Genomic DNA, 10,932 nt, shown 5'->3' with positions numbered 1-10,932 from the left:
CTTTCCGCTAAAACAGCGACTTAATCATTTTATCACGCACAGTTATTTATGTCAATAACTTTTTTGCGATTTATTTTTTCTGAGCCGTTCGCGGCTTGCCACTCTTTTAATGCGACAAGTAATAATTTATCATGTCAGTTGTTTTGTGTCAATAACTTTTTTCATGATTTTGTTTTGCTCGTTGCCGCTCTCTTAATGCGACGCTTATTAATATAGCATGGGGTGATTTCTTCCGTCAATAACTTTTTTACAAAAAGAGCCCCTCTTCCGTTTCCCTTTCAGAAGAGGGGCCCTTTTCATTGATCTATATGTTGCCCGACAGGCTTGTATCTTCTATGAAAGATTTGCGGCCCTTTCGTATCCTGAGGTACAACTTCAATGATATCATGGTCTACAAGATATTCAATCATGGAAGATAAGTCCAGGATGTATTCCTGAATTTCAGGATGCACTTTCAGTTCTCCAAACGACCAGGGTTCTTCCCTTTCATTCATTAACTCCAATAGGTGCTGAGCACTCGCCCTTGACCTTTTACTAATCGAGTGTTCAACAGCCAGAATCATCAACTGTATTCTTTTATCTGTGGGTTCACCACTTTCAATAAGTTCCTGGTAAAGTTTATAGATCTCCGGTTCAATCCGCTTCACCTGATTCCACACGGTCACTTCTGGATGGAAACCTTTTTCAATAATAGATAACCGGGCTAGATAATGAAGAGAATTCACCATGCGGCTATAAGAATCAAGGTACTGCTCGGAATCAAACAAGTCTTTGGATTCACTATAACTACGAATCAACTTAGCAAATTCAATAGCCTTCTTTAAATTGCGGTTTTGTTGAGGGAACTCCCTCAAGTGTTCCTTCAGGTTGGTCAGATACTCATTTCTCTCAAAAATGATGTTGCCATTGATCACCCATTCTACAGCTCGACGATAAGAACTTGTATCAATCCAATGCTGGAGAAGCTTTTCATCCACTATATGCATCGCTGCTGACTTATTTTCAAATTCATAATGTTTCACATACCATAGTTCCTCCGCGTCCCGGACAATAATGAATAGAATGACATCAAAATTATCGGTTACAGGGCTTATTGGTTTCTTCTTTTCTAATATAAGAATGCCCAGCGTGTTACTCTGACTGGCTTTTTCTTGATAAATCGGGCGTAATAGATCTTCCATACTCTTTCCCCCACATTCAATTTCCCTTTCCTTGTGTTTATTCGCTATGTTTAGGCAAATTCCTTTTTTCCTATTATATTTGCCTAAAGAAAATATGCTATACTACGTGGTAGATAGTAAGGAGGGACCCTGAGTGGCGTTAAAATACAGCAGCAAAATCAACAAGATTCGTTCTTTTGCTTTCTGGTTGATTTTCCTTGGCATTGGCGTGATGTACATCGGTTTGTTATTCAAAGATGTGATGTGGGCCATGGCTACATTCATGATCTTAGGCATGGTATTTGTCGGCCTGAGTACAGTCGTATATTTCTGGATCGGTATGCTTTCTACAAAGACCATACAAATCATTTGTCCATCCTGTGAAAAACCGACCAAGATGCTTGGTCGGGTGGATGCGTGTATGCATTGCGATCAACCTTTGACGATGGACAAATCTTTAGAAGGAAAAGATTTTGATGAGAGATACAATAAAAAGCGGTATCAGAAGGAAACTCAAGGCCAGTAAGAAAAGATGGAACCACTGTATTCAATCAAAAAACTCCGCTGCGAACGCAGCGGAGTTTTTTGATATTCAGCTATATTTCAGCTCATCAATAAAAAAACTGAAAGCCTAGCGCTTCCAGTTTTAGTGAGCGTTATTCGATTGGCATTCTGTACATGTTCCATAGACTTCCATGCGATGATGACTTACATTAAATCCAGTCACCTGTTCAGCTAATGATTCCACTTCGTTCAAACTCGGATAGTGAAAGTCAACGATTTTACCGCATGATTCACAAATTGCATGATAGTGATCGCTGGTATTGCAATCAAAGCGGCTTGAAGAATCACCGTAAGTCAGTTCCCGTACGAGTCCGATTTCCCTGAATACACGGAGATTGTTATAAACCGTGGCTACACTCATGTTCGGAAATTTACTTTCCAATGCTTTATAAATTTCATCAGCTGTTGGGTGAGTCATAGAATTCAGCAGGTATTCAAGCACCGCATGACGCTGTGGAGTAATTCGTACACCAGAGCCTTTCAATGTATCAACGGCATCTTGGAGTCGATGGTCTGACACGGTCATGCACCTCGCTTTCATAAACTGATTCTTGATTTATAATATTATTAAATTAGAATCCTTACAATTAGTGTAACCTTTTCTTTAAGTAATTGTCAATATGAAGCACTGCTCAAAAAGTTGCCCCTCATACATCAGGATCCAGGGGGGTCTCCGCGCCTCCAAGTTGACGATTTACATAACGAGCCGCTACAAAGAGAAAATCCGATAGTCGATTTAAATAAGAAACCACCAGCTGATTCTCCAATTCATCCTCTAGCGCCACTGTTATTCTCTCTGCCCTGCGGACCACTGTACGAGCAAGGTGAAGAGCGGCTGAAGCCTGATGTCCAGAAGGCAGGATGAAATTCTTCAATGGCTCAAGGGACTGATCCCATTCATCAATTTGTTTTTCCAACTCCTCAATATGCTCTTTTTTCAGCTTCCACATCACATCTTTCCCTTTAGGTGTAGCCAGTTCTGCGCCGACGTGGAATAAAACCGTCTGGATTTTCTGGAAAGTTTGCAGAAAAGCTTCCTTGTCCGTCCAATCTTCATGATTCAAATGACTAAGAGCAAGACCGATCATGGAGTTCGCTTCATCACATGTGCCATAAGCCTCTACCCGGATATCATTTTTAGCTACACGTTGACCATAAATTAAAGATGTCTTCCCTTTATCCCCCGAACGTGTGTAAATCCTCATCTTAATACCCCCGTTTTGGATCAATAATATTTCGTAATTCTCCTTCTCCACTTATAAAAACAGATAGATTCTTTTCAAAAAGATCAAAACCTCTTGGAACATAGTGAGGCGAGATCCCCGATAAGTGAGGTGTTACCGTTACATTTTCTTCCTGCCAGAATGGATGATCTTCAGGTAAAGGTTCCTCTTCAAAGACATCAAGGACAGCATGTGAAATTTCTTTCTGACGTACTGCATTTAGTAACACTTCCGATGAAATCAAATCCCCTCTTCCCATGTTGAGAAAAATAGCACGCTTAGGCATTTCTTTAAAATGTTTTTCCTCAAGTAGATATTTCGTTTCCGGGGTACTCGGAAGAGCAGCCACAACAAAATCCGCAAGAGGAAGGACGAGTTCCATTTGTTGCACCGGGAAAGTCTGGTCGAAATGCGGTTTCTTTTTCCCTGACTTGGATATTCCAATCGTTTTCATTTGGAAGGCTTTGGCTAAACGGGCAACTTCCTGTTGAATGGCCCCCGTCCCAAGAAGCACCATTGTACGCCCGCTTATTTCATTCATTACGGGGCGTCGGCTCCACTCTGCTTTCTGCTCTTGTTGAATAAGCGTTTTTGCCTTACGGGAGACTTGCAGCAACATAGAAATGGCATACTCTGCCATAGGTTGTGCATGGATGCCTCTTACATTCGTTACAAGAATGTCTCTTTCCGCAATCTCACCAAAAGGCATCCGATCCATTCCTGCAGATAAAACCATAATCCATTTCAGCTTCTTGGCTGATTGTATCTTTTCTCTATCCAAGTCTTCGCCGTATGTAATGAAGACATCCGCTTCCTCGAGGTAATATTTGGCTTCTCCCATCCCGTGACAGAAAATAAAAGCGACCTCAGGAAAACGTGTTTGAAGCCTCAGTTGGATTTCATCTGGAACTCTTTTAATGGCAGAAACGATCTTCATGAATTCATCTCCTCCCCCTTTTCTTCTATATTAGATGATAAAGAAACCATAGTCACTTGGAGACTATGGCTCGGTTGATTTCATGATAGGTTTTCTCTAATATACTCTAGAGCTGATTCTACGTGCCCCTGAACTTTAACTTTACGGTATTCTTCAGCAAGTTTGCCTTCTTTATCGATGATAAAAGTGGAACGTTCAATGCCATAATATTCTTTACCGAAGTTTTTCTTCAGTTTCCAAACACCAAACTGTTCGGCCACTTGGTGATCTTCATCAGCAAGCAGAAGGAATGGCAGGTCATGCTTGTTTATGAATTTTTCATGAGACTCCACCGGATCAGGGCTAACACCTAAAATAACGGCATCCAAGTCTTCGAAACTTTCATGATGATCGCGGAAATCGCAAGCCTCCGTCGTGCAACCAGGAGTCATGTCTTTGGGGTAAAAATAAAGGACTACGTTCTTCCCTTTATAATCAGAAAGGGATACGGATTCGCCGCTGTTCGCTGGTAGTGTGAAGTCTTGTACTTGTTTTCCTTTTTCAACTGTCATAATAAGACCCTCCTAAATGGTTTCTACCACTTAGGTTACCTCAAATATAGACAAACTTCCAACTTCAGCGCTCTTCTTTATGCTTCAACCAAACTTTTGCAACAAGGGCAGCTGGTAACGTGTACCCCACCATCGCCTCGATGATGGCAATCCATTTCCCAATCCCTACAGGGGTCAAATCTCCATAACCAACAGTAAATAAGGTCACCCCACTGAAATACACACTTCTCACCATATCGTTTATCCAATAATCCTGAATAAACGGCCCGTCTGCCTTGTAAACCTCTATCCCCTGGAGGATCAGAGAAGCATAGATAATACCAAAGCCAACCATGACAATCGTGTATAACATCATGATGGACACGAAAAGTTGAACAGAGAATATTTTGTGTTCAAATTCAAGGGATTGAAAAATTTGACGAAGACTCACTCCAACCACTGCAAGGGAGAGAGTTGAGATAATGATCGTAATCATAGGTATGCCCCTTTTAAACGAGTAAACAAGCCCTACTTTTTCATATGAAAACATGGAACCTTTTATGCCATACCTCGTACAGGCCGAACTGGTTGAAGGTCCATTTTTCATACAAAACCGGGCGAACGCACAGCCCGCGAATTGAAGTCTGCATAAGATACAGTAAACAATGGAAAGGGGGAATTGTGAATGGGTTACGGATATGGTGGAGGCTTTGCGCTAATCGTTGTTCTTTTCATCCTTCTAATCATCGTTGGTGCAGCATTCCTATACTAAAAACAGCTCGCACTGAGGCATAAGTGCGCTCAGTGTTACTTTCCTCGTAATCGATCGGACTACTGTTTCAACGCTCTAGAGTGAAGGAACCTTTCAAAGGCTGCTTCCTGGGTTATCGCCCGGGGAGCACCTTTGTGAATCATGATGGACAAGCATGCTACAATAAACTGTGAAAAGGATTGTTTAGGAGGTAAATGATGAAGATCAATCAGTCGGAACACTTATATAAAGAAGCAACAGAACATATCGTAGGGGGCGTCAACTCTCCTTCCCGCGCCTATAAAGGCGTAGGAGGCGGAACTCCTGTATATATGGAAAGAGCGGAAGGGTCCCATTTCTATGATGTCGACGGAAATGAATATATCGATTACTTAGGAGCTTATGGTCCGATTATTACAGGACATGCTCACCCACATATTACAGAGGCCATAACCAAAGCTGCACAGAACGGTGTGTTGTACGGAACACCAACCGTCCTCGAAAACCGCTTTGCTAAAATGCTTAAAGAAGCCATTCCTTCATTGGATAAAGTAAGATTCGTCAATTCAGGGACAGAAGCGGTCATGACAACCATCCGAGTTGCTCGCGCTTATACGGGCAGAAACAAAATCATCAAATTCGCCGGATGTTACCACGGGCATTCTGATTTGGTCCTTGTAGCTGCAGGTTCCGGTCCATCAACTCTAGGTACCCCGGATTCCGCAGGCGTCCCTGCATCCATTGCCCAGGATGTAATTACGGTCCCTTTTAATGATATCGAACCATTCAAAGAAGCCCTTGAAAAATTCGGTGATGAGATCGCTGGGGTCCTTGTCGAACCGATTGTAGGAAACTTCGGAATTGTAGAACCTAAACCAGGTTTCCTTCAGGAAGTGAATGAGCTGACACATAAGGCTGGAGCTTTAGTTATTTATGATGAAGTCATTACTGCATTTCGTTTTACATACGGAAGCGCTCAGCAACTCTTAGATATAGAGCCGGATATGACAGCGATGGGTAAAATCATCGGTGGCGGACTCCCGATTGGTGCTTACGGCGGCCGCGCAGACATTATGGAACAAGTCGCTCCATTAGGTCCAGCCTACCAGGCGGGGACGATGGCAGGAAATCCCGCTTCCATGTCTGCAGGTATCGCTTGTCTAGAGGTCCTTCAGGAAGACGGCGTATATGAAGAAATGGACAGGCTCGGCGCCCGTTTGGAAAAAGGAATTCTAGAACATGCGGAAGAACACGGCGTGGAAATTCAAATCAATCGCTTGAAAGGCGCTTTGACCGTATATTTCACGGATGAAAAAGTCGAAAACTATGAGCAGGCAGAAAATACGGATGGTGACCGATTCGCCCGCTTCTTCAAGCTCATGCTTGCTGAAGGAATCAATCTCGCCCCATCTAAATATGAAGCCTGGTTCCTGACCACTGCTCATACAAATGAAGATATCGACCAAACCCTAACAGCGGTCGAAAAGACATTTAGGATCATGGCTAACGACTAACCATCCCTCTCCCCTGTGCGCAGGGGAGATTTTTTATTGCTTTTTCTTCATCGTTAGTTGATTATATGAAAGGTTCATGCTATTATAAATACATAATTCTGAATATTCCCACGAATTATGATCTTTGTTTCATTTCTTTCCCTTTTCATAGGTTCCAGCTTAGGCTGGTTCCCCTTTGGCTTATGCGGATTACGCATAAGCTTTTTCTTTTGTTCTCCTTCTTAGGAAATGATGTATAATGGGGACATCCGGCTTTCCATTAGGAAAGTCTCTTTTGAATGCTCTTTTGTTCAAAAGAATTTTTTAAGGCTAAAGGATGATGTCTTCCATGAAACTAGGCGCACGAATGATGAAGACAGGATTAGCAGTAGGGATAGCCCTTTATATCGGTCACTTGGTCGGTTTTGTCTCTCCTCTACTCGCTGCCATCGCTGTCGTCTTTTCCATTCAACCTTCCATTTATCGGTCCTATCAATCCATCATCGAGCAAGTACAAGGAAACACCATCGGTGCGTTGATTGCCATTGTTGCCGTTTTCACTCTGGGCAACGATCCATTCATCGTAGGATTTGCGATCATCCTTGTCATAGGATTGACAACGACATTAAAAATGAACGAAAACACGATTGCCCTGGCTGTTGTAGCTGTCATTGCCCTGATGGACTCGACGGACCAAACCTTTTTATACTTTGCAGGTTCCAGGTTCGCCTCCATGCTGCTCGGGATCCTCGCGGCATTTATCGTCAACCTTGTTTTTCTACCCCCACGGTATGAAACAAGGCTGTTTACAAAAATTGACCGAGCAACAAATGATATTCTGCAGTGGCTGAGAGTGACCACAAGAAACTTATCCGATGAACCTGCCCTTAAATATGAAATTACAAGGATTCAGGACGATATGCGTTGGATTGACCATACCTATCTTCTTTATTCAGAGGAAAGGACCTATTTCAAAGGGAGTCACTTTTCTAAAGGAAGAAAAATGGTGCTCTTCCGTCAGTTGATTACAACGACCAAAAAATCCTTCGACGTCTTGAAAGCTTTTTATCGGTTGGAACACAAAATTGAGCAAATTCCAGAACAGTTTCAAGATGCCGTTGTACAAGAGCTTGATAAGTTAATCAATGCACATGAAAAATTAATACTAAGTCTTAAAGGCCGTATTAAAAATACTCATAAACAATCATTAAGACGGATTGAAGAACCCGACATTCCATTGCTTGTTGAACGCCTGATGAGCGTTTACCAAAAAAGCAACAATCCTGATAAACTGGTATTCCTCCCTCTTGCTTCACAATTGATGGAGTACCACTATCAGTTGGAGCGACTCAAAAAATTATTAAAAAGTTACCAGGCACACCACCAGGATGACTTTATCCAAACATCAGAAAAATAAACACCTAAAGGCGAGTATGTCAGAGATACTCGCCTTTTTTTGATCTCTTCTATCATAGAGGCATGCATTCTGTAACACACACTTTTTGAAAACCAAATCATGACAGAACAAAAAAGCTCAAGGTACTGAACCTTGAGCTTTTCGTTACGTTCCCATATATTCTTCTTTAGGATCATCCAGCTCCTGCACTTGGTACAGGTCGTAATAATGGCCTTGTTTCTTCATCAACTCCTGGTGGGAGCCGACTTCTACGATTTCACCATTCTCGATGTGGACAATCCGGTCCGCATGGGTGATGGTAGAAAGGCGATGGGCCACAATAAACGTTGTCCGTTCAGAAGCTAAACGTTCAAGAGCATTTTGAATGAGGTGCTCACTTTCCAAATCAAGAGCAGAGGTCGCTTCATCTAAAACGAGTAACGGGGGGTTTTTCAAGAATACCCTCGCGATTGCCACCCTTTGTTTTTGACCACCCGATAACTTCACACCTCTTTCACCGACCAACGTATCGTAGCCGTTCGGAAGATTCATGATAAACTCATGGGCATTCGCCGCTTTCGCAGCCTCAACCATCTGTTCATCCGTGGCATCCGGATTACCCATCCGTATATTCATCGCGATCGATTCACTAAAGAGGATATTGTCCTGAAGCACCATGCCGATGTTATCTCTGAGGGACCTGGCTTCAAAATCTCTAATATCTGTTCCATCAATAGAGATGGAACCTGAAGTGACATCGTAGAATCGAGGGATCAAACTAATAAGGGTCGACTTTCCTCCCCCACTCATGCCGACAAAAGCGATGGTTTCTCCTTGATTAATGTCCAGGCTGACATTTTTAAGGACGAGCGGATCTTCTTCATCGTATCGAAAGGAGACATCCTCTACTTTGACGTCGCCTCTCACGTGTTCCATTTTCTTGGCCTCCGGTTTATCGACAATGTCATATTTTTCATCCACAAATTCAAAAACACGATCCATGGAGGCGATGGATTGTGTAAGCACTGTCGCTGAATTGACGAGGCGGCGCAGCGGATTATATACACGATCCATATAGCCGACAAACGCAACCATTGTACCTACGGTTAGAGAACCTGTGATGACTTGATAACCTGCAAAAGCAATGACTAACAATGGAGCAAGATCTGTAATCGTATTCGTTACAGAGTAGGTGTAAGCGTTCCAGTTGGTATGGGTGATCGCCTTATCCAGGAAATTCTTATTTTTCACATCAAATTGTTCTTGTTCATGATCTTCCAAAGCGAAACTCCTGGTCACTGGAACCCCCTGCACCCGTTCATGCAAATGACCTTGTACTTCTGCAAGGGCCTGTGAGCGATCACGTGTAAGCTTTCGCAACCTCGCGTAAAAATATTTGACCGCAAAGCCGTAAAAAGGGAACAAAGCAATAGCCACCAACGTAAGCCAAGGATCCATCGTCAACATGATAATGATGGCAATAACAATGGTGAACATATCGAGCCAAATATTCATAAGGCCTGTGATTACGAATGTTTTGGTTTGCTCTACATCATGAATGACGCGGGAGATGATTTCCCCTGTTTTTGTTCTAGAATAAAAGCGTAAACTTAAACGTTGAATATGGTCGAATAGTTTTTCTCTAATATCATATAAAATGTTACTCCCTATCCATTGCGCCAAGTATTGCCTGATGTATTCAATAGGCGGCCGCAGAATGAGGAAAATGAGAAAAGCTCCTCCTAAAATGAGCAGCAATTGATCCAGTCGTTCTGCCTGCGTCATATCTTCCGCATTAATGATATCATCAATGACATATTTAATAATGAGCGGCATTAACAAAGGGATAGAAAATTTAACGATTCCTATAAGGACGGTGAGAATAATTTTCCCTTTGTAAGGCTGCACAAATCGTAGATACCTTTTTATACTGTCCAAAACAACACCTTCTTTCTAAACCTTTCAAACAACAACGAAGCGCACTTTTTATAAGTGCGCAATCGGTCATTATCTATACGTTAAGTACCTTTCATACCACTGATCGATAAATTCTGGGGAAAAAGGTCCTTTTCGCTGACGAATCCACCTGATTAAAATATCGATGTTGTTATAGAGGATGCGATCCAACACATGTGGATAATTCATCCTTTTTTTATGGATTTCATATTCGTCTTCATCGAGTATTTTATAGGTCATATCAGGGAAAATTTTCACGTCCAGATCATAATCAATATATTTAATCGTTTCATCTTCATAGACGAAGGGAGAACTAATGTTGCAGTAGTAATATACTCCATCGTTCCTTAACATACCGATAATGTTGAACCAGTATTTAGAGTGAAAATAACAGATCGCCGGTTCTCTGGTGATCCACCTTCTGCCATCACTTTCAGTTACTTCCGTACGGTCATTGGCTCCGATGATCACGTGCCTTGTCCCTTTCAATATGGTGGTACTATCCCAAACTCGGTGTAACTGCCCATTGTGCTTATAGCTCTGGATTTCTATCCGTTTACCTGCTTCTGGGCCGGGCATACAATCCCCCCTTCCCTTTCTATTCCATATCACCTTCTACCTATTATAACGACAAATGAAGTGGATTGAAAACAATTGGACCAGAGACAGGAGTATCGAACAAAACCATCCCCTTTTATTCCACAATAGCTCTCTATTCTTGAAGACTTAGTTTCGAGACGTTTGCGCAGTGGGTTGGGGCTGCGGGGATGACTCGCTTTCCGCGGAAGCGCCATCCCCCTCAGCCCCTTTGCTATATGAGTGTCTCGATACCACTTCTTGAATAACCAGCTATTCTGTTTGATGAGAGTATAAGGATAATACTCCCAAGCCGAGGTACTTAAACCCTGAAAGCTTGGTACAG

Annotated in this window: 12 protein-coding genes; 4 read left to right on the top strand and 8 right to left on the bottom strand. The window is 42.4% G+C overall.

Annotation, left to right across the window (positions count from 1 at the left end):
- Positions 1-296: 296 nt before the first annotated feature.
- A complete protein-coding gene (locus J0K78_RS19260; protein WP_206948517.1) occupies positions 297-1,181 on the bottom strand; it encodes a nucleotidyltransferase-like protein in 885 nt (294 codons plus the stop codon).
- Positions 1,182-1,314: 133 nt separating this feature from the next.
- Here J0K78_RS19260 and J0K78_RS19255 point away from each other — a divergent pair, with 133 nt between their 5' ends.
- Positions 1,315-1,686, top strand: a complete 372-nt coding sequence (locus tag J0K78_RS19255) for a YgzB family protein (RefSeq protein ID WP_206948516.1) — start codon at positions 1,315-1,317, stop codon at positions 1,684-1,686.
- Positions 1,687-1,806: 120 nt separating this feature from the next.
- Here the strand turns inward: J0K78_RS19255 and perR are convergent, their stop codons facing one another.
- The 5 genes from perR to J0K78_RS19230 form a co-directional block, all read right to left on the bottom strand.
- The gene (perR, locus tag J0K78_RS19250) at positions 1,807-2,250 is read right to left on the bottom strand and encodes a peroxide-responsive transcriptional repressor PerR (protein ID WP_206948519.1); all 444 of its coding nucleotides are present in this window, start codon (positions 2,248-2,250) and stop codon (positions 1,807-1,809) included.
- Between the two features lie 121 nt (positions 2,251-2,371).
- Positions 2,372-2,929 carry a cob(I)yrinic acid a,c-diamide adenosyltransferase gene (locus tag J0K78_RS19245; protein WP_206948515.1) on the bottom strand — a complete coding sequence of 186 codons (558 nt, stop codon included), beginning with the start codon at positions 2,927-2,929 and terminating at the stop codon, positions 2,372-2,374.
- Between the two features lies 1 nt (position 2,930).
- A complete protein-coding gene (locus J0K78_RS19240) occupies positions 2,931-3,884 on the bottom strand; it encodes a D-2-hydroxyacid dehydrogenase (RefSeq protein ID WP_206948514.1) in 954 nt (317 codons plus the stop codon).
- 80 nt (positions 3,885-3,964) lie between these two features.
- Entirely contained in the window at positions 3,965-4,435 is a 471-nt protein-coding gene (gene bcp / locus J0K78_RS19235; RefSeq protein ID WP_089653776.1) for a thioredoxin-dependent thiol peroxidase, read from the bottom strand.
- A 64-nt stretch (positions 4,436-4,499) separates the two neighbouring features.
- On the bottom strand, positions 4,500-4,910 hold the full coding sequence (locus tag J0K78_RS19230; protein WP_206948513.1) for a potassium channel family protein: 411 nt from the start codon (positions 4,908-4,910) through the stop codon (positions 4,500-4,502).
- A 189-nt stretch (positions 4,911-5,099) separates the two neighbouring features.
- On the opposite strand from J0K78_RS19230, the gene J0K78_RS19225 reads away from it, so the two are divergent.
- The 3 genes from J0K78_RS19225 to J0K78_RS19215 all read left to right on the top strand — a co-directional run bounded on the left by J0K78_RS19225 (position 5,100) and on the right by J0K78_RS19215 (position 8,075).
- A complete protein-coding gene (locus J0K78_RS19225; RefSeq protein ID WP_085030712.1) occupies positions 5,100-5,186 on the top strand; it encodes a YjcZ family sporulation protein in 87 nt (28 codons plus the stop codon).
- A 197-nt stretch (positions 5,187-5,383) separates the two neighbouring features.
- Positions 5,384-6,679: a glutamate-1-semialdehyde 2,1-aminomutase gene (locus tag J0K78_RS19220; RefSeq protein WP_305037816.1), complete on the top strand. Its 1,296-nt coding sequence runs from the start codon at positions 5,384-5,386 to the stop codon at positions 6,677-6,679.
- A 328-nt stretch (positions 6,680-7,007) separates the two neighbouring features.
- Positions 7,008-8,075, top strand: a complete 1,068-nt coding sequence (locus tag J0K78_RS19215; protein ID WP_206948511.1) for an FUSC family protein — start codon at positions 7,008-7,010, stop codon at positions 8,073-8,075.
- Positions 8,076-8,219: 144 nt separating this feature from the next.
- On the opposite strand, the gene J0K78_RS19210 is transcribed toward J0K78_RS19215, so the two are convergent.
- Positions 8,220-9,992: an ABC transporter ATP-binding protein gene (locus J0K78_RS19210; RefSeq protein WP_206948510.1), complete on the bottom strand. Its 1,773-nt coding sequence runs from the start codon at positions 9,990-9,992 to the stop codon at positions 8,220-8,222.
- A 69-nt stretch (positions 9,993-10,061) separates the two neighbouring features.
- Entirely contained in the window at positions 10,062-10,589 is a 528-nt protein-coding gene (ntdP, locus tag J0K78_RS19205) for a nucleoside tri-diphosphate phosphatase (protein WP_089653788.1), read from the bottom strand.
- Positions 10,590-10,932: the final 343 nt, after the last annotated feature.

Origin of the sequence: Halobacillus sp. GSS1, from assembly GCF_017307035.1 — a bacterium.
GTDB classification, from domain to species: Bacteria; Bacillota; Bacilli; order Bacillales; family Halobacillaceae; genus Halobacillus; species Halobacillus litoralis.
The sequence above is the reverse complement of the archived record's forward strand: the minus strand, read 5'-3'. Positions and strand labels throughout refer to the sequence as shown.